The sequence below is a fragment of the Rhizobium nepotum 39/7 genome (genome assembly GCF_000949865.1).
Lineage (GTDB): Bacteria > Pseudomonadota > Alphaproteobacteria > Rhizobiales > Rhizobiaceae > Agrobacterium > Agrobacterium nepotum.
The window spans coordinates 85393-108632 of the sequence record NZ_JWJH01000012.1 but is presented as its reverse complement, the minus strand read 5'-3'; the positions used below and the strand labels follow the sequence as shown (position 1 = coordinate 108632).

Sequence of the window (23240 nt, the reverse complement as noted above, 5' to 3'; positions counted from 1 at the left end):
CAGCCGGTTGTTAGAGCTATTCCAGCAAAAGGAGTTTAAGGATGAGACTGATCCTGGGCATTCTCATGACTGCCGTCCTTATTGCAATGGTTACCTATATGGTATCAGGCGATCGTACTGTGGAGCAGCAACCATCACCCCACGCCATCGATCAGGGCGGTTAACGGGCGGCTGATTCAGCTAACGAGGGCGGAGTGGCCGCAAGGCACAGGATATGGCCGTGCTTTGGCGCGTTGAATGACAGGCAACGAAGATCGAAAGAAACAAAGTGCCTCACAGGATCGAAGTCACCGGGGGCAAGCGGCGGCAAGGCCTTCGGAAAGATAAGGACCGGGTCATGCCCGGTCCTGTCTTCATCAGCCCGAGAAATAACCGAAGGTAACGACCGGTTCGGCGGCGGTTTCGACCCAGATGCTTTTCGTCTGGGTGTAGGCGAGAAGCGCGTCCCTGCCGCTGGAGCGACCGTAACCGCTTTTGCCAAAACCGCCGAAAGGTGACATCACGCTGATGGTCTTGTAGCCGTTGATCCAGAACGTTCCCGCCCGGACCTGCGAGGCGACCCGGTGTGCCCTTGCGACGTTCTGCGTCCAGACGGCCCCGGCAAGCCCGTAGGGATTGTCATTGGCGAGCGAGATTGCTTCCTCCTCGGTATCGAATGGCGTAACACCGACGACCGGACCGAAAACCTCTTCTTTCGAGATCGTTGCATTCGGAGAGACGTTGTCGAGGATAGTGGGCGCGAAATAGAAGCCGCCTGTTTCCTCGAGGTGCTCTGGCCTGCGTCCACCGGCGGCCAGATGCGCGCCTTCGCTGATGCCTTGCTGAACCATCTCGCTGATCTTGTTCCATTGGCGCAGATTGTTGATCGGGCCGACCTGGGTTGTGTCGAGATAGGGGTCGCCAACGGGAATCTTCGCCGTTGCCGCTGCATAGCGCTCGACGAATTGGTGGTGAACGGAACGGTGGACCAGCAGCCGCGAACCGGCAACGCAACTTTGTCCCGCACCGCCAAAAATCGCCGATTGGGCGCCGAGGATTGCCCGGTCGATATCGGCGTCGTCGAAAACGACATTGGCCGATTTACCGCCCAGTTCGAGAATGCAGGGAACCACATTCTTGGCCGCCGCCGCCGCAATCAGCGATCCCGCATGCGCCGATCCGACGAACACGACGAGCCCCGTCCTGGCGTGGGCCACGGCTGCCTGTCCTGCGGTCAAGCCCTGTCCTGCGATGACGTTCACCAGGCCGCGGGGCGCTCCACCCTGCTCGCAGAGAAGACCCAGAATGATCGTGCTGAGCGGCGTCAGCTCGGAGGGCTTGATGACGACCGCGTTGCCAGCGCAGATGGCTGGAGCGATCTGCCATCCGCCGGTGTTCAGCGGCGCGTTCCATGGCGTGATCTGTACAACCACACCGATCGGTTCCTGGCGTGTGTAGTTGAGGTGGGAGGTGGGAACGGGAATGACGTCGCCATGCAGCTTGTCGCACCATCCGGCGTAATATTCGAACATCTCTGCGACTTTGACGACTTCGCCACGGATATCGCGGATCGGACGACCGGCTGAGCGGCTTTCGATTTCAGCGATGTCGGCCGAATGTTCGCGGATCTTGCGGGCGATCTCGTTCATGACCCGTCCGCGGCCGGAGGCGGTAAGCTGCATCCACGCGAGTTGCGCCTTGGCTGCAGCATCCATTGCGCTGTCGACCACCGATCTATCGGCGTCTTTGTATGTGGCGAAGGGTTTGCCGCTGGAGGGATCGGTGAGGGCGAGTTCTTCGCCCGAACCGAAGACGATCTCACCATTGACGAAACTGCCGATTTCTTCCGTGCCGATGAAAGCCTTGAGGATTTCGCGGATGCGCGGACCCGGATCGCGGATGATATCTACGTTGCCCATAATGCTCGTCCTTAGTTTGAAGAGGGTTGGAAAGCACCCATGCGGGTGAAGTCGTCGGTATCTTTCAGGTCGCTGGAGCCGGACCAAAGTTTTGCAACGACCTCTGCCATCGGCAGGTCTGCGCCGGTCCTTGCTGCAAGCTCATGCGCAAGCCGGACGTCCTTTCGCATCAGTCCCATAGAGAAACCGCTGTCGAACCTGTCCGACATGATCCACGTTGGGAAATGCACTTCGCTGATCATCGATCGCCCCGACGCCGCGTTGAGGACGCGTAGCGCCGCTTCGGGATCGATCCCTGCAGCCAGAGCAAGCTTCAGACCTTCGCTGGTCGTTACCATGTGTGCTGCGGCGAGAAGGTTGTTCACCAGCTTGGCGACATTGCCCGCACCGCTTGGCCCCACATGCAGGGCTTTGGCCGCCATGGCTTCGATGGCTGGCCGTGCAAGGGCGACGTCTTCGTCGGTGCCACCAATCATCATCGTCAGCTTGCCAGAGGCAGCACCAGACGGTCCGCCGCTGACCGGCGCATCCAGAAAACCGTGACCAAGCAAGGCAAGCTTTGCGGCAAGCTCGCGGCTCACATCGGGTTCCGACGTAGAGGTGTCGATGATGATTACCCGCTGATTGCTCCGGCTTTTCAGGACTTCGATCTGGTCGTTCACCACGCTGGCGACGTCCTTGGCCGTTGGTAGCGAGAAGACCAGGAAGCTGCTCTCCTCAAAGGCGCCGCCGATGGTATCTATGGCAATGACACCCGACTGTTGCGCCAGTGCTCTCCTGTCGTCCGACAGATCGAAACCCAGCGTCCGGAAACCCCTGCCAGCCAGCGTTTGAGCCATGCCGAGACCCATGCTTCCAAGGCCAATTATTCCAATAGTTGTCTGCTTCGCATCCGACATTTGATCGAACTCCCTTTATCTGCCATGCCACGTGGTATCGGCTGACGATCATTCAGGCGGTGACGTTCTCATCAAACGGGGATGCTCGGTAGTGAGGTGTCCGGGTACAAAGCGTTGCGGGTTCAGCAACGCCGATCAGGCCTTGAAGGCCGTCATTTCGGCAGCGAGATATCCCGCAAGGCGGTCCACCGAAGTGGGCAGTCGGCGCCGTGCTTTGACCATCAGGTGGGCGCTGGCCTCGGACAGAAGCGGATCGCTCAGTTCGACGACACCCAAGGCCGACCTCAGGAGTTCGGTGGACACGGCGAATCTGGGGAGGAATGTAACACCAAGTCCGGCGACCACGAATCGGCGCAGAGCGTCGATGGACGGCGTTTCGATCAATGGTGTGACCGCTGCACCGCAATTGGCCGCCACGCGGCTGACCAGCTGGGTGACGCCATGTCCTTTGCTGAGTAAAGCATATTGAGTGCCGGCCAGACAGTCTTCGAGCGCCACCTGCGGGTTGCTCAGCAGCGGGTGGCCGAGGGGGGCGACAAGGCAAAGCGGTTGCCGCGAAATGGCGAGAGACCGAACACGCACATCGATGGCCGGATTGTAGGCAATGCCGATATCGGTATCGCCATTGGCGACACTGTCGAGAAGGCTTTCGGTGCTTCCCAGCCGGACGTCGTAACGGATCGCCGGATAGACGGTGACGAAGGGCTTCAGCCCGTGTTCGATGAGGTCCCCGAGAAAACCTTCACCGCAACAAAGCCGTATGCGCCTCTGTTGCACACCTCTCAACTGGTCGAGTTGTTCCGACAGCAGGCCGTTGTCTTCGAGGATGCGTTTGCCATGTTCAAACACCAGTTCTCCGGCGTCGGTCAGTCCAACGCCCCGACTTGTCCTGTCGAACAGCGGCAGGCCGATATTCTTTTCGGTATCGGCGATCTGGCGGCTGACGACGGAAGGGGCGACATTGAGATGTTCTGCCGCACTGCGGATCGAGCCGAAGCGGACGACGGCCATAAACATCCGCAATGCTTTGGCATCCATGGTCTCCATCAACGCCATCCTGTGCCGGAGCGATTATCGGGTCAATGCGCGTTGCTGCTGCAGCAACGCGCCTTACGCTACCTTGAGCTGGTCGTTGACGAGGGATACCCACATCTGCGCCCCCAGGGGAAGAAGCGCGTCGTTGAAGTCGAAATAGGCTGAATGGAGCCCCGGATTCCTGCCGGCCTTCTGCGCGCCAAGCCAGAAATAACATCCGGCCTTTTCGCGGAGCATGAAGGAGAAGTCTTCCGCAGCCATGCTCGGCATGGCGTCGACGACCTCGATCCCCGGCATGGTGGAGGCAATGTTCCTGACGATCGCGGCGCATCCCGGATCGTTTATCGTCGCCGGATATCGGAAGTGATGATCGACCGTCGCGGTGCAGTCGAACCCGGTTGCAATGGAGGTCGCCAAAGCGCGGATGCGTGTCTCTATCTTCGCGCCGACATCTTCCTCGAACCAGCGCGTCGTGCCGCGGATGACGACATCCTCCGGGATGACGTTCCAGGCGTCGCCTCCGTGAATCTGGGTCGCCGAAATGACCGCGGATTGCAGAGGGGAGACGTTGCGGCTGGCAATGGTTTGAAGCCCGGAGACGATTTGAGATGCGGCCACGATCGGGTCTGCCCCTTCATGGGGCATGGCTCCGTGAGCGCCACGGCCGGTTATCTTGATCTCGAATGTCCCGAAAGCCGCCATCATCTGGTCGTCCCTGGCTACGCATTGGCCAAGCTCCAGTGCCGGCCAGTTGTGCAGACCGTAGATAGCGTCCATCGGGAAGTCGCGGAACAGGCCGTCCTCGACCATCGCCCGGCCTCCGCCTTCGTTTTCTTCGGCAGGCTGGAAAATGAAATGAACCGTGCCATCGAAGTTCAACCGGCTGCAGGCGCGGGCGGCGGCAAGCGCCATCGACACATGACCGTCATGGCCGCAGGCATGCATCTTGCCGGGCGTGCGGGAGGCATAGGCAAGTCCCGTTTGCTCCAGGATCGGCAATGCGTCGATGTCGGCGCGGATGCCAATCGCCTTTGAAGACGTACCGCGACTGAGCGTTCCGACCACTCCGGTCTTGCCGTAACCCGTGCGAACTGAATATCCCCATTCGGAAAGACGGGCAGCGATGAAAGCTGACGTTTCCTGCTCCTCGAAACCCAGTTCGGGGTTCTGGTGCAGATGGTGCCGCCATTGAACGGCTTCATCGATTTCGGTGCCTGGGAAGAATTGCTGCATCGAGGTCCTGCTCCTGAAGAATGCGGCCGTCTTGAAGGACGGCCGCTTCTGGTTCTGGTATTATTGGCCGCCGATCCGAAGCGCAATGTCTGCGATAAAGACCGAGCCAATATATGTGCCGAACATCACGCAGATTGCGACGATGACGATCTTCCATCCCGATTTTCGTGCGATGTCGAACTCGCCCTTGGTGAGAGCGAGGCCGCCATAGGCCAATGCAGGCGTCGCAAGAGCGAGGAAGTTAAGAGCCTCCACCTGCGAAATCACCCAGGCCGAACCCGGAATGCCCGGAACTGTCACGAGGATCGCAAGCAGCGACGTCCATGCCACACCCGGCAGGTAGAACGGCATGAAACGGGCAAACAGAAGTCCGCCAACCGAAACGAGGTACAATATGCTCATGCCCGGCAAGGCGGTGAGCGGGTCTGTGCCCGTGCCGACCCAGTTAGAGACGAGGCCGATGACGGATGCGACCAATAGAAGTCCGGAGTATCGGACCACATTGATTTTGCGCTCGTCTTCACCCTCGGATGGCAATGTGTGTTCAGCGGACGCGGTCTGGGTTGAATTCATGCTCATATCTTCGCTCCTGTCTGAGCCACGTTGGCGGGGTCGTGAGGCCGTGATTTTTTATAAAGCCACTCCGTCAACGGAAGTGCCACGAACAGACCGACATAAAGACCGGTCGCATAGGTGAGGATGTTGCTGGCCGCTGCCAGAGCCAGAATGACGTCCTTGTTTTCCGGCATGACCGTGACGAGGCTGCCCGTACAGGCTGCCAGCATGCTGCCCGAGCCGACGCCACAGGACATTGCCAGGGCGCGATAATCGAACCATCCAAGTGCATGGATCAGAGGCGGCATGATTGCGAAGACGAATGTACCAATCAGCGTCCCGGTGGCATAGACGCCCATCGCGCCGGCTCCCTCAGGGCTGTTCAGGCCGTAACGATCGGCAATCAATGCGATGTTCGGTTCCCGGTCAATGGAATAGGTGGCTCCGATCGCCTCACGGCCCATGCGCAGGAGAAACACGGCGACCGGGAAAGCGATCAGGATCGTCCCGAGATTGCCTATTTCCTGCAAGACAAGCGCTGGGCCGGCCTCGATGATTTTCTCGATCTGAGGTCCGACCGTTGTTCCGAACTTCGCGATAAACGGCATGATCGCAATGGTGATCATGGTTCCGGAAAGTTTGACGGCGCTCGGCGGGATAAGCTTTGCCGTCTTCTTCAGAATATGCGGGTTAAGCGCTATGCCCATGGCAAACGCGTACAGGATCGGCAGAAACACGACCGTTCCTATTCCGATTGGAACTTTTCGGATGCCAATTATTTCCGCAACGACGACGATGGCCAGGACGATACCGTGCAGCCACCAGCTTCCTGCTGATGTTAGGGCTTTGCTCATGTCTTTCTTCCTCTGGTCGGTCACGCACCGATTGTTGTTCTTTATGTGCGTCGTCGACGAATATGAAGTGAGCTATGACACTTTGTAGTCCCGGAAGTGGGAACAATGCGTTGCTCGTTCAGCAACGGAGGGGCAGCTCCCTTTGACTGCCCGACCACGCACCGCTCTTCCGTTCGAGCATCGGCTTCGACCGGATACTGATATGTTTAAAAAGCCAGTGTCCATTCTCGTCAGCGTAAGACCCTGTTTGCCTCAGCCACGAGTTTTCCTCCCGTGAACACCTTTCGGTTCTTTGGAAAGGAGACAACGGCTTGGGGGATATTGGGAGCAGCGAGCGTAACGAAGTCGGCTTTGGCGCCGACCTGGATGCCGTAATTTTCTATACGCAGAGCTTTTGCACTCTCACTCGTGACGATATCGAATGCGGCTTTCAATTCGTCATCCGTGTAGAAGCCCGAGCGGTAACCGATGATCTCGGCGCGATGCAGCATGTCGCCGTCGCCATAGGGCCACCAGGAATCGCGAATATTGTCGCTACCACTGAAAACCGTCACGCCCTCCCGGCGCAACAAGGCAACGGGCGGGAAAGTGTGATTGCCGGGCGCGTTTGTCATGATCGATACGCCGCTTCTGGCGATAGTGGCGGCAATCTTGCGGGCTGCGTCCAGCGGAAGGTCACCAAGCCCATAGGCGTGGCTGATTGCGACATGGCCCTGCATGCCGAGCGCGACCGTTCGTGCGCAAATCTCCTCGATGGTGAAAGCACCCATGCTTCCCGCATCGTGGAGATGGATGTCGATGTCCACTCCGTGTTTTTCGGCAACGCCGAAAACAACATCGAGATGGCCGTTCACGTCGCGGTCGAAACTCGCCGGATCAAGGCCACCGACGAGGTCCGCACCGAGTTTGATGGCCTCGTCCAGCAGTTCCGGTGTGCCGGAACTTTTCAAGATGCCGCTCTGGGGAAAGGCGACGAGCTGGATGTCGATCAGATCCTTGTAGTCCTCACGAACGGCCAGAATGGTTTCCAGCGATTTCAGCCCGACTGAACCATCCACCATGACGTGGCTGCGCATATGGAGCGTTCCATTGCCGATGCAGAGATCGAGCTGATCACGCGCGCGTTTATCCATCGGTGCAGCGATGGCCATGTTTTCCGCCTGGAATGCGACCCGTTCGTGCACGTCAAAACCATTGGTGCAGGGGCGATGCGGCATCCATTTGTCGCCGTAAAAGCTCGTATCCAGATGGATATGCCCTTCGACAAATCCCGGGACAAGCAAATCTTCGGCGATGTCGATGATGGAAGCGGATGCCGTATCCGATCCGGCGGGCTCAATCGATATGATCCGCCCGGCCTCCACAAGGACGTCGCGCAACAGGCCGCCGGCGATTTTGGCGTTGGTGAAGACAGTCTTGGTCGTGTTCATGAAAACTCCTGATATGCATTACCACACGCTGCCGCTTTAAAGCGGGGCCATATGGCAGGCGACAACACCGCCGCCTTGGCGCCTGCGTGATTTAGGGGCATCCCTGCTGCAAATATCTGCGGCAAGTGGACAGCGTGGGTGGAAGGCGCAGCCTTTCGGTGGATCGAGCGGGCTGGGCGGCTCGCCGCCCATCAGTGCCCGGTTGCGATTAGGGGAAGCCACGTCCGGGATCGTCTGGAGCAGCAATTTTGTGTAGGGGTGCTGCGGATCGGCAAAAAGGGCTTCTGTATCCGCCTCTTCCACAATCCGGCCGAGATACATCACGGCAATCCGGTCTGCCATATGCCGTACGACGGCCAGATTGTGGCTGATAAAAAGATAGGTCAGGCCAAGTTCGTCCTGAAGCTGGCGCATCAGATTGAGGATTTGCGCTTGCACGGAGACATCGAGGGCCGATGTGGGTTCATCGCAGACAAGGAACTCCGGCTCGCTGGCCAGTGCCCGGGCTATGGAAATGCGCTGTCTCTGGCCGCCGGAAAACTCATGTGGATAGCGCCGACTGTCATCAGGTGAAAGACCAACGATCTTCAGCAGGTCGGCCACACGCTCGGTGACCGCGTCCGCACTGTCGCGAAGGCCGAATTCGCGGATAGGTTCGGCAATGATGTCACCAACGCGCCAGCGCGGGTTGAGGCTCGCATGCGGGTCCTGGAAGATCATCTGCGCTTCCATTGGCTTCCCGTCACTGGCCGGTGCAAAGACGATGGCGCCCTCGGTCGGGGCATATAGCCGCGTCACCAACCGCGCTACCGTCGATTTCCCGCATCCGGACTCGCCGACCAGCGCCAGGCATTTGCCTTTCTTGACGATGAAGGTGACGTCCTGCACGGCATGCAAATAGCGTTTCGGTTTGCGCTCGATCATCCTGTTCAGCCACGGCGTCGAGACATCGAAGACCCGCGTCAACTGGTCGACCTCAAGGGCATTCTGGGAGCTTCTCATGCAACACCTCCGTTATGAAGCAGGCAGGCGACGGCACCACGTGCTTCGGGTATCAGCGCCGGGCGGATTTCGAGACAGCGTGGGCCGACCGCGCCACACCGTGGATTAAAGGCGCAGCCGGGCGGAACAGCATTCAGCCGTGGCATGGCGCCGTCGATCTGTGTCAGACGATCGACGCGTGCACCGAGCGCTGGAATGGAGCCCATCAGGCCGCGCGTATAAGGATGTTTCGGGCGGGCGATGACGTCTTCGACGGCGCCGATCTCGATGATGCGGCCCGCATACATGACGGCCACGCGGTCGGCGGTCTCGGCAATCACGCCCATGTCATGCGTGACCAGCATGACGCCAGCGCCCTGTTCCCGGCACAGCTTGCGCAGCAGGCTGGTAATCTGCGCCTGTATGGAAACGTCAAGCGCTGTCGTCGGCTCATCGGCAATGATCAATTGCGGGTTTCCTGCAAGCGCCAAGGCGATCACAACCCGTTGCCGCATACCGCCGGAAAACTGGTGCGGATAATGGTCGATGCGCTCATCCGCGCCGGGAATACCCACCTGTTGCAGCAGGTGAACGCCGTGAAGACGCGCCTGCGCCCGATTACGGTCCGAATGCAGTCGGATGGTTTCGATCAGTTGCTGACCAACGGAAAACAGGGGATTGAGCGACGTCAGCGGATCCTGAAATATGGCACCCACCATGCGGCCCCGCACGTTTTCCATTTCGTTATCGTTGAGATTATCCGTCCGTTTTCCACCGATATGGATTTCGCCGGAGGCGATGCGACCGGGTGGTTCGAGAAGGCCGAGAACGGCCAGGCCGGTCATCGACTTTCCCGCACCTGACTCGCCCACGACACCGAGAATCTCTCCCCGCGCAATCGTCAGGGATACATCGGACAACGCAGTCAGAACGCCACCGCGTGTTGGGAATTCGACAGAAAGGCCTTTGACCTCGAGAGCGGGAGAGGGGCTGGTGTTCATGACGACGCCTCACTTTGGGGGAAAGGGTAGCTTGGCGGGAAAATCTCCTCCACCCGCGGGTGGCCATAGGTGCGCACGGGATAGCGAGCGATCAGGCCGTCAAACTGTTGCTGCGCCTGGCTTCGTGCAGCGACCAGATCGATCCCGGCCACATTCCCGTCACGCATTGAAATCCGTCCATCAACGATCGTTGCGCGGGTGACGCGACCAGTTGCGCCATAGACAAGTGTCTGGATCGGATCGATGCGCGGCGCAATCATCCGGTCCGCCATGTCGAACACGGCGATGTCGGCCTTTGCGCCGGGAGCAAGACGTCCCAGATCAGGGCGCTTCAAGGCATCGGCACCGGCAAGGGTTGCTGCGTCATAGAACTCGGCTGCCGATCCAGCGTCACCGCGCCCTTCCGCAATCCTGTTTGCCATCATGCCAATGGCCATGTTCAACACCATGTCCGGCGGTGCCGTATCGGTACCCATGCCGATGCGAATGCCCATCGCTTTCAGTCGGGAAAAGGATTTGAGCGACGAGCCGTGCCGTGCCGAAACAAGCGGACAATGGGCGACGGTGACGCCGTTTGCCGCATAACGCAGCAGATCGTCGTCGGTCGCCACTGTCGCATGCGGTGCTATCAGTCGAGGTGAGAGGAGGCCAAGACCATCGAGCCATTGCGGAGCGGTGGCGCCATGCAGCCGCTGAACGGTCTGCAACTCCATCTCGCCCTGCGCCATGTGTAAACGCACGGGCATATCCAGTTCATCGGCGTGGGCAAATGTCTGGCGCAGTAGTTCCTCCGTGCAGGTCTCGACGCGGTCTGGAGAGAACATGCCGGAAATCAGGCCATCGCCGGTGCCGTGTACCCTTTTGGCAAAGGCGGCGGCTTCGGAAAGCTCCCGAAGTCCGCGTGCCTCGTCGAAGACCGGTTGCATTGCACCGGCTTCGTTGAGAATGACGCCACCCGTACGGTAGGCAGGGCCAAGCCAAACACGGATGCCAAGGTCCCTGGCGGCAACGGAGGCAGCCTCGAATTCACCTATCGTTTCACCCCATTCGCGATAAAACAGGGATGCTATCGGAAGGGCTGAAGTGATGCCGTTAAGGAGCAGCTGAGCAAATGCGTAACGCTTCTGGAAGGCCAGTTCTTCCGGCGTGTACATCTCATAGGCCCGTGCGGCGTAATCGGAAGGCCAAACGCGCCCCTTTTTCCAGCCCGGCTGGTTGTCCATGGCAAGCACGGTCGTGTCGAGATCGGACAGGGCATCGAGATCGACAAAGCCTGGGCCGATAAGGGCTTCACCCATGTCGTAACGTGCGGCCAATTCACCTTCGAAGCGGGACCCGACCCAGATGATGCGGTCGTTCTCGATCACCACTTCGCCACCGTTGATCAGGCGTCTGCCTTCTGGCAGATCGGCAATCACGTAACGCGCTGTAAGCGCCCAGCGACCGGGCGGACGTTCGCCGAGAGTAAGTGTGGACCAGTCTGCGGCCATCATGGTCGTGCTCTCAGGCTTGCGCCATCGCGCGCAACGATGTTGCCGGCTGTGACAACCAGCTTGCGTGGCTGGTGTGTCACGATGGCTTCGCCGACGCTTTCTCCTTCGACAAGCACGATATCGCCGCGACCGCCCACCTTGAGAGCGTGCGCGTGACGATCCATCGCCAGAGCACCGCCGGTCGTGCAGACATCGAGAGCCATTGCAAGCTCGTCATCGCGGCGCAGATTGTTTTTCATACCTAGCAGCATGGCCCGCTCGAGCATATCGCCATTGCCATAGGGTCCCCATGTGTCGCGGAAGCCGTCGACACCGGCACCGAAGCGCACCCCGGCAGCATGCAGGCGTTTCAGCGACGGAACTTCGCGCGATGGAGGGGCCGTCGTGAAAATAGGGACGTCCAGCTCTGCGCAGGTGTCGATGAGTGCTTGCGAGACGTTCCAGTCAGGAAGGCCCAGGCAGAATGCATGGCTGACCGCAACCTTGCCCTGCATGCCTGTGGCGCGAATGCGCTCGAAGATCATCTCCATCGAGAATGCGCCAAGCTCTCCGCCTTCATGGAGATGGATATCGATGCCTTTTCCGTGTTTTTCGGCAATCGCGAAGATCGTATCGAGATGCCCTTTCGGATCGCGATCCATGCCACAGGGATCAAGCCCGCCAACCAGATCGGCGCCCATCGCCATGGCCTTGTCCAGCAGTTCGGCGGTGCCGGGTCTGCGCATCAGTCCCGATTGTGGAAAAGCGACAATTTCAATTTCGACGACGCCCACAAGCTGTCGCCGCGTTTCCATAACGCCTTCCAGTGCGACCAAAGCCTGGTCGGTATCGATGTCAACATGGGTACGAATCAGCGTCGTGCCATAACCGACAGACTGCAACGACTGGCGCATGGATTGCACATGGGCGTCGAGACCGTATTCACGCTTTACATTGCGCTCATTGTCGATCTTGTCGATCAGGAGCGGGCCAACCGTGTTGACGTACCACGGATATCCCAGCAGCGACTTGTCGAGATGGGTGTGGGCGTCGACCAGACCGGGAATGGCAATGCGGCCAGCGGCATCCTCGACTGGTACGCCGTCGGCGGCCAGCTTCTCGCCGATTGCAGTAATACGGCCATCCTTGATCAGGATGTCGGCCTTCATGCCACCCATGGGTCTTGCATTGGTAATCAGAAGATCGGTCATCAATAAGCCTCAGCGTAATTTGGGGTTAAGGGCGTCGCGCAGCCAGTCGCCGAGCACGTTGATGGACACCACGAGCAGGCAGAGCTGGAGGCCCGGAAAAAGCACGATCCACCACAGACCTGAAAACAGATATTGATTGCCGATGCGGATGAGCGTTCCGAGAGACGGCTGTTCCGGTGGCATGCCGACGCCGAGGAAAGACAGCGTCGCCTCGATCAGGATGCCAAGGCCAAAGTTCAGTGTGGCGGTGACCAGCAGGGGCGTCGTGGTGTTCGGAAGGATGTGTTTTAGCATGATGCGCCGCGTCGGCACCCGTATCAGCCTGGCCGCCTGCACATATTCTTTGTTGCGTTCGACCATGGTCTGCGCCCGCACGGTTCGCGCATATTGTACCCATGCAGACAGTGAAATCGCAAAAACGATAACGCCTGATGCGCCTGCCTCGCGCAGATAGGGCGGCAGGAGCTGCCGGGCGAGCGCGGAGACGAGAATGGCGATAAGCATTGTCGGCATGGACAACAGCACATCGCCCGCCCGCATCAGTAGACCGTCAGCCCATTTGCCATGGTAGCCGGCGATCAATCCGAGTGTAGAGCCAACGACCAGCGATACAGCCACGGAAGCAGCACCGATGATGATGGACGCCCGCGATCCGTAGAGGATTGCCGACAACAGATCGCGCCCCTGAACGTCGGTGCCGAGAATATACGGCCACTGGCCCTCCGTCATCCAGATTGGCGGGATTTCGGCGTTCAGCAGATCGAGAGAGGCGAGATCATATGGGTTCTGTACTGTAAACAACGGGGCCAGAAAAGCCGATGCGATCAACATCAAAAGCATGATTGCGGCAATGATCGCGGAAGGGTGATGGGTGAAGCTCCATCCCAGATCGGATTGCAGCAACCGTGCAAATCGCGATGGTGTCGGTCTGGTCGCGGCGGGTGTGGGCTCGATGGTGGTCATGGTGATGCTCCTGTCACGCGGCGCGCAGACGCGGGTCGATGACCGCATAGGCGATATCGACGAAGGTATTCAGCGTTACGAAGATGAAGGATACGATGCACAGATAGGCCGCCATCACGGGGATATCGACGAAGGTGACGGCCTGCATGAACAGCATTCCCATGCCTGGCCACTGGAAAACTGTTTCAGTGACGAGGGCAAAGGCAATCAGGTTGCCGACCTGCATCGCGGTCAAGGTAACGACAGGCATCAGACAGTTCTTGAGTGCATGACGAAACCACAAGGCGCGTCGTCTTACGCCGCGTGCGCGGGCAAACTTGATGAAATCCGTCCGCAGCGTCTCCAGCATTTCTGCCCGCACCAGCCTCATGACAAGTGTGATCTGGAAAAGCGACAATGACAGAGACGGCAGGATGACGGCAGCGCGGCCCGAAGGCGTCAGCAGCCCCGTGGACCACCAGCCGATGCGCACCACGTCGCCGCGCCCGTAACCTGGCAACCAGCCGAGCGTGACGGAAAATATCAGGATCAGGAGGATGCCGACGAGAAAACTCGGCAGGGATACACCGATGATCGAGCTGAACTGTAGGCTTTCCGCCCACCATTTTTCCCGACCAATGGCAGTGAAGACGCCCAGCGGTATGCCGATGGCGAGCGACAGGATGGTGGCGATGATGACCAGTTCGAAGGTGGCTGGAAATCGTTCGGCGATAAGGCCCAACACCGACTGCTGATTGCGCCACGACAGGCCGAATTCACCCTGCGCCGCATTGGCGACAAAGCGCACATATTGCACGAAGAAACCGTCGTTCAAGCCGAGGCGTCCCCGCAGCTCGTCGCGATCAACCTGGGTCGCGCTTTCGTTCACCATCATCTCGACGGGATCTCCCAGAAAACGGAAGATAAGAAAGGCAAAGAAAGCGACCGTCAGCATCACGAGAACGGCATTGCCGATCCGCTTGATGAGGAAAGCGAGCATGGTGAAGTGTCCTTGATCTGGCCAACATGAAGGAGCGGTCCCCCGCCAGGAATATCGGCGGGGCCCCGGATTACATCTTCACCAGCCATAAACGGGGAAGATTGTCCGAAAACAGCGGGAAATCGGCAATCTTGGCGCTTGTGGCCCAGGCCAGTGGTTGCTGGTGGAGCGGGATCATGAGCGCATGGTCCTTTGCGATCTTCAGCGATTGTGCCTCCAGTGCAAGGCGCTTGGTCGTATCGAGTTCAACTGCCGACGCCTCCGTTACCGCGTCGAATTCCTTGTCCGACCAGCCGCCCCAATTGAAAATCCCGAATGAGCCTTCTTTGGTGTGGAGAACCTGTGATGTGAGGCTGTAAGCATCCAGCATGGGCAAAGTGGCCCAGCCGAGGGTATAGACATCAACCTTGCCGGCAGAACGTTTCGGTGTCTGTACCGCGCGCGGGCCCTGATCCAGTTTGGGCTTGAGACCGATACGCGACCACATCGAAGCAACGGCCTGGCACACTTGCTCTTCGTTGACCAAAGTGTCTGCGCAGTTGAATTCGAATTCGAAACCTTCAGCACCGGCCTCTTTGAGAAGTGCCTTTGCCTTCTCCGGATCGGCTTTGACCGGCTGGTCGAGGGCCGCATCGTATCCCGGTATTTCCGGTGCGACGAGGGCGCCGGCATTGCGGGACTTACCGCGCATTACGCGTTTCTGAATGAGGTCGAGATCGATGGCGAGCTGCATTGCCTGTCGGACACGCAGATCCTTCATCGGGTTTGGTGCTCCCGATAGCAGCTGGTCACGCTGGCTGAAGCCGATCATGACAGTGCGAAGATCGGTTCCCTCGAGAAGCTTGACCTGCGATGAGGCGGCTTCAAGTCGCGGCAGATCCTGCACCGGTGCCTGATCTGTAAAGTCGATATCGCCGGATAGAAGTGCGGCCACGCGGGTAGCGCTGGAGGCAATCGGCGTAAGCTCGATGCGGTCAATATTGTGCCGGGGCTTGTCCCACCAACCATCGTACTTCACGAAGACGGTTTTTGCATCCGGCTGACGGCTCTCGACTTTGAAGGGGCCGGTGCCGTTTTCATTGTAGGTAGCGTAGCCCTCAACGCCAGAACCGACATCGGTCGGTGCTTCGGCATTGTTGTCCTTGAGCCAGCCCGCATCGAAAATGTAGATCGTTGTCAGGTCGTTTAGCAGTAGCGGGTAGTTGGCCGATACGTCGATTTCGATGGTGTGGGCGTCGATGACGCGTGAGCCCTTATAGGCAGGAATGTTTCCACGAAGCGGTGATTTGGGGTTGGTCGCCCGTAGAAGCGACGCCTGAACATCGTCTGCTGTGAAATCCGCTCCATTGTGGAATTTCACGCCCTCGCGAAGTTTGAAGCGCCATGTGGTAGGCGAGATGATCTCCCATGACGTTGCAAGTGCGGGCTCGATCTTCAGGTTTCGGTCATACCGCATCAATCCTTCATACGAGTGATTGAGCACACCAAGAGCAAAGCTGTCGCCGTAGGAGTAGGGGTCGAGCGAACTGATGTCGCGAGAAGCGCCCCATTTTAGTGTTGTAGCGGAGGCTGGGAGGGCTAGCGCTATCAGTGCCGCACTCGCAACGAAAATTCTGGATAATTGCATTTATAGATCCCCTCGGATTGCATTCAATCTTATCGACACACTGTCGCTAACCGGAATGAGTGCTATTGAAACCCGTCGTCGCAAATGGCTTTTTGGCTCTTCCTTGCGAACTATTGCAAAAGCTAGATGAGTGTGAATGCAAACGCAATAGAAGATTGCATGCAATTTATGGGTATGGATTTTGTACGATACTCGTGCGATATAGGGATGAAATTGCATCCAGATAACGAGCGCAGGTTATGTCTACAAATCTCAGCAGAAGCGATGCGATCTACGCTTCTCTTCGCCGTGCCATCCTTGAACAGGCGTTGAAGCCCGGAACGAAATTGCCGGAGGATTCCATCGGTGACACATTCGGTGTCAGCCGGACGAGCGCCCGAAACGCCCTGTTGCGCCTTGCTTCCGACGGCCTGGTGGAGATCAAGCCCAATCGCGGCGCGGCTGTTGCCATGCCGACGCTGGAAGAAGCGGAGGAGGTTTTTGCGCTGAGGCGTTGCCTTGAGCGCGAGGTGATAGGCCGCCTGTGCAGGCGTATGCCCAGAGACGGTATCGATGCCCTCATTAGTCATGTGCGGGAGGAAGAGCGAGCGCTACACGCATCGTCTCCCCGTTCGATTAGGCTTGCAGGAGAATTCCACATTCTTCTTGCTGAACTGACGGGTTCCAAACTGCTGATTGATTTCATCAGCCAGATCGTCTCGCGTTCATCGCTCATTCTCGCCCGTTTCGGGCGACCTCATTCTGCGGAATGCGGTATCGATGAGCATATCCAGTTGATCGAGGCGTTGAAAAACCTCGATGCCGAAACCGCAACCCGCATCATGGATCACCACCTGCACGCCGTCGAAGACAGGGCCAAGGTGGACGAGAAGGATGATGGTCCAGATATTACGGAGATTCTCAGCCGATATATTTCGATGTCCGATTAGGAGTATCCATGCGTCAATCGGAAAACAGTGCGGCACGCTCGATGCAGGGCATGATCGCCACACCGCACCACACGGCGAGTGAAGCTGGTGCGAAGGTACTACGGCGTGGTGGCACGGCGATCGAGGCTGTCATTGCCGCCGGTGCAGCGCTCACCGTTCTCTATCCTCATTTTTGCGGGCTGGGAGGAGACGCGATATGGATCGTGGCAGACAGCTCCGGCCGTCGGCGAACGATCATGGGGATCGGTCAGGCTGCTGAACATCTACCCGTGCTGGATGCCATCCCGCAACGGGGGCCGCTATCGGCTCTGACAACGGCCGGGCTGGTCGATAGCTGGGGCGAGGCGTTGCGATATTCGTCTGAGAACTGGCGGGGAACAGAGAGCCTGGCAACGCTGCTGGCGGACGCGATTGAGTTAGCTGCAGAGGGTTTTCCGGCCAGCCAGTCACAAAAGCACTGGCATGCATTTCGTGCGAATGAGATCGCCACCTGGCCGGGCTTTGAGGCCCACTTCGTTACCGAAGGTATTCAGCGTCAACCGCAACTGGCCTCCGTTCTCGAGCGGATCGCCCTATATGGTCACCGCGAATTTTACGAGGGCGAGCTTGCCCGGCGCATTGCAAACGGTCTGGAGGCTGCAGGCAGCCCAATCCGTGTTGCAGACATGCAAAAGACTGCCGCGCAGATCGTCGATCCTATTTCCATGGTCTATCGAGGCATAGAACTTCTGGCGCCGCCGCCGCCATCCCAGGGCGTAACGACGCTTGGGATCATGGGCGTCCTGTCGAATTTCGACATGAATAAGGTGGATCCGTCATCAGCCGAATTCTACCATCTTTGCGTGGAGGGGGTGAAGCAGGCTTTTCTCGACCGGGGTGCCATCGCCGATCCGGATTTTGTTGCGCAGGCATGTGGTGACTGGCTGAGCGACGTGGTTCTGTCGCGCAAGGCAGCCGCGATTGACCGGCAGGTCGCCCGCCCCTGGCCCGCTATCCATCAAACCGGCGATACGGTTTACCTTGCCGCAGTCGATCACGACGGGCGTTGCGCCAGCGTTCTGCAAAGCACCTATTATGACTGGGGAAGCGGTGTCTTGCTCGGCGACACTGGCATTCTCTGGCAAAATCGCGGAGCGGCTTTCAGCGTCGATCCGCTAAGCCCGAATGTTCTGGCGCCGGGGAAGAGACCATTCTACACGCTCAACCCCGGCATCGGCTTGAGAGACGGTAAACCGCATCTTCTTTACGGTACGCAAGGTGCCGATGGGCAGCCGCAGACGCTTGCACTGCTGTTGAGCCGTCTGATCGACCACGGCTTCGATACGCTTTCGGCGCTGTCTGCGCCGCGGTTTCTGCTCGGCCGAACTTTTTCCGATACCCGCGATAATCTGAAGATCGAGGCTCCGGCTGGAGACAGCGTTATCGAGAAATTGCATGCGATGGGCCATGAGACGATTGCCATCCCGGCACTCAGCGCGCTGGCGGGGCAGGCGGGGGTGATCCGATTGAACAGTGACGGCTGGATCGACGGCGCACATGATCCCCGCAGCGATGGTTGCGCCATTGGTATTTGAGGCCTGACATGCTCGTTGATCTCGTTTTTCGAAATGCGCAACTGGCAGGTCTGCCGGGGCCGGTGGATATTGCGGTCAAACATGGGCGCATCGTTGCGATTGGCGCGAACATCCGCTGCGATGCCATTACCGAAGAAGATGTGGAGGGTAACTTCGCATTTCCCGGCTTCGTCGATAGCCATGTTCATCTCGACAAAGCCAGCATTCTGGAGCGCTGCACGATCTGTGCGGGTACGCTGGAAGAAGCCGTGCGCGAGACGGCAAAAGCCAAGGCCGGATTTTCTGAAGAGGATGTTTTTGAGCGGGCTTCTGCCGTCGTCCGGCAAGCCATCTTTCACGGCACCACCCGCATGCGCACCTTTGTGGAGATTGATCCGCGCGCAGGCATGCGCTCATTTCAAGCCATCAAACGCGTTCGCGAGCAATTTGCCTTCGCGATAGACCTCCAGATTTGCGCCTTCGTGCAGGAAGGGCTGACGCAGGAGCCGGAAACGGAAGAGATGTTGGACGAGGCGCTACGCACCGGTGCCGATCTCATAGGCGGTTGCCCCTATACCGATCCGCGACCGGAGGAGCATATCAGGCGGATTTTTGCGCTGGCCAGAAAACATGATGTCGACGTGGATTTCCATCTGGATTTCAGTCTCGATCCGGCAAAAACCGACTTGCCAGCCGTTATTGAGGCAACGCGTGAGAATGACTATGGCGGTCGGGTGACAGTCGGACATGTGACCAACCTGTCTGTGCTCGATCCAACGGAACGTTCGGCTCTCGCGCGCAAGATTGCGCAAGCAGGAATTGCCGTGACGGTTCTGCCTGCAACAGACCTTTTTTTGATGGGACGGGATCATCAGTCAAACATCCCGCGGGGTGTTACACCGGCGCATCTCCTGTTGGCCGACGGGGTGCAGGCAGCAATCGCCACGAACAACATCCTCAACCCCTTCACGCCGTTTGGTGATGCTTCGCTTTCGCGTATGGCAAATCTATACGCCAACGTCACTCAGCTTTGTCGAGACGAGGACCTGGAGGAGGTCTTCGCCATGGTGAGCGCACGCGCTGCGGCAATCATGCGCGCAGACTACGGTTTAACGGTCGGCGCCCCCGCCGACATTGTCATCCTCGACGCACCCGACCAGCAAACCGCGATCCGCTCCATCGCGCCCCCGCTGGCTGGTTGGAAGGCGGGTAAAAAGACCTTCGTCCGTTCACGTTCACACATGTTCGGAAATCCCGGCGTTTAATCAGGCCGCCTGTGGATCGGAAAACCCTCGAAATGCTTCCCGGTAACGCGCTGCAGGCGATGCCTATGGTGGCTATCACCGTTCCTGCTTCAGGCAGAAGAACGAGAGCGTAGCGCCGAGAGACAACAGCACGACCGCGACGGTCAGCGAGAGATGCATACCGCGCATGAACACGGCAGGGGCCGTGTCCCGCACGAAATAGCCGCACACCGCAACGCCGAGCATGCCGCCCACCTGTCTCGCCGTGTTGAGAACACCCGACGCGATGCCCGCCCGTGACGGATCGACTGAGGAAAGGGTCACGTTCGTGATCGTCGGCACGATCAACGCGATACCGCTCGCCGCCATCAGCATAGGCACGACCAGTTGCCAATAGGAACCACTGAGACTGACCGGGATCAGCAGAAGATATCCGGTCGCTGCCAGAATGAGGCCAAGCACCATCAGTCTGCGTGCGCCAAGGCGTGAGATCAACCGGCTTGCGACGATATTCGTGACCATAAGAATGATGGTCATCGGCAGGAAGGCGATGCCGGTCTCCTGGGGCGAAAGATGTTGCTCCAGTTGAAAGAACAGGCTGAAGACGAAGATCATGCCATAATAGGCGAAGTTGACGATGATGCCGGTGATCGAGGCAATCGAGAAAGCCGGGCTTGAGAAAAATGAAAGCGGCAGCATGGGTGCGCGACTTCGTGTCTCGATCAAGATGAAGGTGATCGCGCAAAGTACCGCCAAAATAACGGCCACGATCGTCCTTGGATGCGTCCATCCCAGATGCGACGCGTCCGTCAACGCCGTCGCAAGCGATGCAAGCGCAATGATGGCGGTGGCCTGCCCAGGCAGATCGAGCGAGCGCCCCTCGTTTCTGGGGCTCTGTTCCGTGTAGCGCAGGATCAGGGAGAGACCGAGCACCCCGATGGGAATATTGATCAGGAAAACGCTGCGCCAGCCGAAATGGGTCACGAGGAAACCGCCGACCACGGGGCCGGCCGCCAGTGCAATACCGCCCGCGGCACCCCACCAGCCGACTGCGCGGTTGCGCTGTTCCTTGTCTGGAAAAGTCTGTTGGAGTAGCGACAGGGAGTTCGGAACCAGCAGCGCGGCGCCGACGCCTTGCGCGAACCGCGCCGCAACCAGTGTCGCCAGCGTCGGCGCCAAGCCGCAGCAAAGCGAAGCGAACGTGAATACAACGAAGCCGGTGATGAAGATGGCGCGCGCGCCAAAACGGTCGCCCAGGGCTCCTGCCATGAGCAGCAGGGCGGCGAAGATCAGCGTGTAGGCATTGACCACCCATTGCAGGCCGGCGACGTTGGTTGAGAAGCTCGTGCGCAGCGCGTCGAGCGCGACATTGACGACGCTGACATCGAGAAGAACGACCACGAAGCCAAGTGAAGAGGCGATAAGCGTGATGCGTGGGTATGCGGTACGTGAGGCGGACATCGAAACGATCCCTGAAAAGACATTTTCCTGAGATTACGCCGACGATTTCTCCGCGAAAATTCTATATATATGCCAGTGAACCTGGAGAATTCGCACAGATGGCCGATTGGGAAAATCTTCGTCATTTTCTGGCAGTGGCGCGTTGCGGCACCCTGTCCGGTGCGGCGCGTGCCCTGAAAGTTGACCACGCAACCGTCAGCCGTCGGCTGGCCGTACTCGAAGCCGAACTGGATGTCATGCTGGTCGAGCGCCTGCCGCGATCCTGCCGCTTGACGACGATCGGTCAGCAGGTCTTCGATCAGGCCGTCACGATGGAAGGTGCCGCTGATGGCGTTGCCCGGGTCGCCCGGGCTGCGCATACGCCGCTGATCGGCAAGGTCACGCTTAGTGCTCCGCCGGTGCTGGCGGCACATCTACTGGCGCAGCATCTCGCGCAGTTTCGGACCCTCTATCCGGATATCCGTCTTTCTCTTGCGGCGCAGGCGCAGCAGGTTTCGCTCAGCCGAAGAGAGGCGGACGTGGCGCTCCGGCTGGTACGTCCCAAGGAGGCCGGCAACGTCGCGCGGAAACTCGGGACGATGGCGTTCGGTCTCTACGCGCGCCGGGACTATGCTCACCGCGACCGTCCGGATCAGTGGCAATTCATTGCTTTCGACGAAAACTTCGTGGACATGCCGCAGCAGAAATGGCTGCTCGGCATTGCTGGCAGGCGGCCGGTTGCATGCGAGTTGAACGACATCGGCGGGCATCTTATCGCGGTGCGGACCGGTGCTGGCGTTGCCGGGCTGCCTTGCTTCATGGGAGATGCCGACCCTGACCTCGTGCGGATCGGGGAGGGCCTTCCGTCCTTCTCCCGGGATATCTGGCTTCTCGTTCATCGTGACTTGCGCAAGACACCTTCCGTCCGCGCCGTCATGGACTTCGTCGTCGCGCTCATCAATGAGCGTGGCGACTTCGCTGCTTGACCTTCTGTGCACTCGCCGCAATGCAGAATTGGCGATTGGCGCGAATTGAAAACCGGGTGCTTAAAGTTGTGTGTTCAGCCCCATGGTGCAGGCTGATCTGCAACAATTGAATTGAAGTCGCCAATGGAAGCGTAGCGCGCGGCTCGCACCTTGCTGAACTTGCTGGCATCCACCACCAGATGCTTTTGCACTGAGCGTTGCATAACCATCTGTTTGATCGGCACTTCATGGAAATGTGAACAGGTGACGCCGTGCTGTTCGTCCACGCCACCGGCAGACAGAAATGCCTTGTTGATGTTGATGCGCTTCAACACCTCAATACCCTCATCCCCCGAAAACGAGGCCGCTTCCGGGTGATAGAGCCCCCCGAGCATGATCAGGCGGACATCGCTTCTGCTTGCCAGCTCCTCTGCAACGTTGAGGGAGTAGCAGATGACGGTTACATGTGCGCTGGCCGGAATTTGCCGCGCCAGATGCGGCGTCGTCGTCCCGCAGTCGATGAATACGGTATCATAGGGTTCGATCAGAGCCGCCGCCTGCGCACAGGCGCGCGCTTTGGCCGTCGCATGGCTGTCCTTTTCCTGGTCCAGCACATAGTCGCTGCTCACAGTGCCGTCCTGGATCGGAATAATGTAACCGCCAAGACAGCTTAATTGCTTGCCGTCGGCGGCGATATCGCGGCGAATGGTGATCTCGGATACGCCAAGCCGGGAAGCCGCGTCCCGCAACCGCAATACGCCCGTTTCCTGAACAAGAAGAGCCAGCGCATTCAGCCTGGCGTTGTGTGCACTTATTCTGCTCACCGTATCTCCGCTTTCGGTTCGTACCCTGCGCTTCTTATTTGGATGTTAGTTTCCTAGCAATTGCCCTTGGCTGCGCTTGACAAAGGAATATCAATCATGAAACGATCGAAACATAATGTTCGGATTGTAACATCATAATTCGCATTA

General features: G+C 58.8%; 20 protein-coding genes. 4 read left to right on the top strand and 16 right to left on the bottom strand.

Features of this window, described 5'->3' with window-relative positions:
- Window positions 1-356: 356 nt before the first annotated feature.
- The 14 genes from RS75_RS13755 to RS75_RS13690 form a co-directional block, all read right to left on the bottom strand.
- Window positions 357-1898 (bottom strand): aldehyde dehydrogenase family protein, encoded by a 1542-nt coding sequence (locus tag RS75_RS13755; protein ID WP_045021330.1) that lies wholly within the window; start codon window positions 1896-1898, stop codon window positions 357-359.
- An 11-nt stretch (window positions 1899-1909) separates the two neighbouring features.
- The gene (locus RS75_RS13750; RefSeq protein WP_045021329.1) at window positions 1910-2797 is read right to left on the bottom strand and encodes an NAD(P)-dependent oxidoreductase; all 888 of its coding nucleotides are present in this window, start codon (window positions 2795-2797) and stop codon (window positions 1910-1912) included.
- 135 nt (window positions 2798-2932) lie between these two features.
- A complete protein-coding gene (locus tag RS75_RS13745; protein ID WP_045021328.1) occupies window positions 2933-3844 on the bottom strand; it encodes a LysR family transcriptional regulator in 912 nt (303 codons plus the stop codon).
- A gap of 63 nt (window positions 3845-3907) precedes the next feature.
- Window positions 3908-5065: a M20 aminoacylase family protein gene (locus tag RS75_RS13740; protein WP_045021327.1), complete on the bottom strand. Its 1158-nt coding sequence runs from the start codon at window positions 5063-5065 to the stop codon at window positions 3908-3910.
- A 60-nt stretch (window positions 5066-5125) separates the two neighbouring features.
- Window positions 5126-5644, bottom strand: coding sequence for a hypothetical protein (locus RS75_RS13735; RefSeq protein ID WP_045021326.1), 519 nt, complete (start codon window positions 5642-5644; stop codon window positions 5126-5128).
- Window positions 5641-6474 (bottom strand): DUF3100 domain-containing protein, encoded by an 834-nt coding sequence (locus RS75_RS13730; RefSeq protein ID WP_045021325.1) that lies wholly within the window; start codon window positions 6472-6474, stop codon window positions 5641-5643. Before RS75_RS13730 ends, RS75_RS13735 begins: the two co-directional genes overlap by 4 nt.
- Before the next feature lie 230 nt (window positions 6475-6704).
- A complete protein-coding gene (locus RS75_RS13725) occupies window positions 6705-7904 on the bottom strand; it encodes an amidohydrolase family protein (RefSeq protein ID WP_045021324.1) in 1200 nt (399 codons plus the stop codon).
- Between the two features lie 36 nt (window positions 7905-7940).
- Window positions 7941-8906, bottom strand: coding sequence for an ABC transporter ATP-binding protein (locus RS75_RS13720; RefSeq protein ID WP_045021323.1), 966 nt, complete (start codon window positions 8904-8906; stop codon window positions 7941-7943).
- Window positions 8903-9886: an ABC transporter ATP-binding protein gene (locus RS75_RS13715; RefSeq protein ID WP_045021322.1), complete on the bottom strand. Its 984-nt coding sequence runs from the start codon at window positions 9884-9886 to the stop codon at window positions 8903-8905. The genes RS75_RS13720 and RS75_RS13715 overlap by 4 nt, the downstream gene beginning before the upstream one ends.
- On the bottom strand, window positions 9883-11376 hold the full coding sequence (locus RS75_RS13710; protein WP_045021757.1) for an amidohydrolase family protein: 1494 nt from the start codon (window positions 11374-11376) through the stop codon (window positions 9883-9885). Before RS75_RS13710 ends, RS75_RS13715 begins: the two co-directional genes overlap by 4 nt.
- On the bottom strand, window positions 11376-12569 hold the full coding sequence (locus RS75_RS13705; protein ID WP_045021321.1) for an amidohydrolase family protein: 1194 nt from the start codon (window positions 12567-12569) through the stop codon (window positions 11376-11378). The genes RS75_RS13710 and RS75_RS13705 overlap by 1 nt, the downstream gene beginning before the upstream one ends.
- Before the next feature lie 9 nt (window positions 12570-12578).
- Window positions 12579-13532: an ABC transporter permease gene (locus tag RS75_RS13700; RefSeq protein ID WP_045021320.1), complete on the bottom strand. Its 954-nt coding sequence runs from the start codon at window positions 13530-13532 to the stop codon at window positions 12579-12581.
- Between the two features lie 13 nt (window positions 13533-13545).
- On the bottom strand, window positions 13546-14511 hold the full coding sequence (locus RS75_RS13695) for an ABC transporter permease (RefSeq protein WP_045021319.1): 966 nt from the start codon (window positions 14509-14511) through the stop codon (window positions 13546-13548).
- Window positions 14512-14581: 70 nt separating this feature from the next.
- A complete protein-coding gene (locus tag RS75_RS13690) occupies window positions 14582-16138 on the bottom strand; it encodes an ABC transporter substrate-binding protein (RefSeq protein ID WP_045021317.1) in 1557 nt (518 codons plus the stop codon).
- 239 nt (window positions 16139-16377) lie between these two features.
- Here RS75_RS13690 and RS75_RS13685 point away from each other — a divergent pair, with 239 nt between their 5' ends.
- Genes RS75_RS13685 through RS75_RS13675 form a run of 3 tightly spaced genes read left to right on the top strand, consistent with a single transcriptional unit; the run spans window position 16378 to window position 19885 of the window.
- Window positions 16378-17067, top strand: a complete 690-nt coding sequence (locus RS75_RS13685) for a GntR family transcriptional regulator (RefSeq protein ID WP_045021314.1) — start codon at window positions 16378-16380, stop codon at window positions 17065-17067.
- A gap of 8 nt (window positions 17068-17075) precedes the next feature.
- Window positions 17076-18641: a gamma-glutamyltransferase family protein gene (locus RS75_RS13680; RefSeq protein ID WP_234704275.1), complete on the top strand. Its 1566-nt coding sequence runs from the start codon at window positions 17076-17078 to the stop codon at window positions 18639-18641.
- Between the two features lie 8 nt (window positions 18642-18649).
- The gene (locus tag RS75_RS13675; protein ID WP_045021312.1) at window positions 18650-19885 is read left to right on the top strand and encodes an amidohydrolase family protein; all 1236 of its coding nucleotides are present in this window, start codon (window positions 18650-18652) and stop codon (window positions 19883-19885) included.
- Between the two features lie 75 nt (window positions 19886-19960).
- Here the strand turns inward: RS75_RS13675 and RS75_RS13670 are convergent, their stop codons facing one another.
- Window positions 19961-21325: an MFS transporter gene (locus tag RS75_RS13670; protein ID WP_045021310.1), complete on the bottom strand. Its 1365-nt coding sequence runs from the start codon at window positions 21323-21325 to the stop codon at window positions 19961-19963.
- Between the two features lie 98 nt (window positions 21326-21423).
- Between RS75_RS13670 and RS75_RS13665 the strand changes: the two genes are divergently transcribed.
- Window positions 21424-22290 (top strand): LysR family transcriptional regulator, encoded by an 867-nt coding sequence (locus RS75_RS13665; protein WP_045021308.1) that lies wholly within the window; start codon window positions 21424-21426, stop codon window positions 22288-22290.
- A gap of 74 nt (window positions 22291-22364) precedes the next feature.
- Here RS75_RS13665 and RS75_RS13660 read toward each other — a convergent pair whose 3' ends face one another.
- A complete protein-coding gene (locus tag RS75_RS13660) occupies window positions 22365-23093 on the bottom strand; it encodes a DeoR/GlpR family DNA-binding transcription regulator (RefSeq protein ID WP_045021307.1) in 729 nt (242 codons plus the stop codon).
- Window positions 23094-23240: the final 147 nt, after the last annotated feature.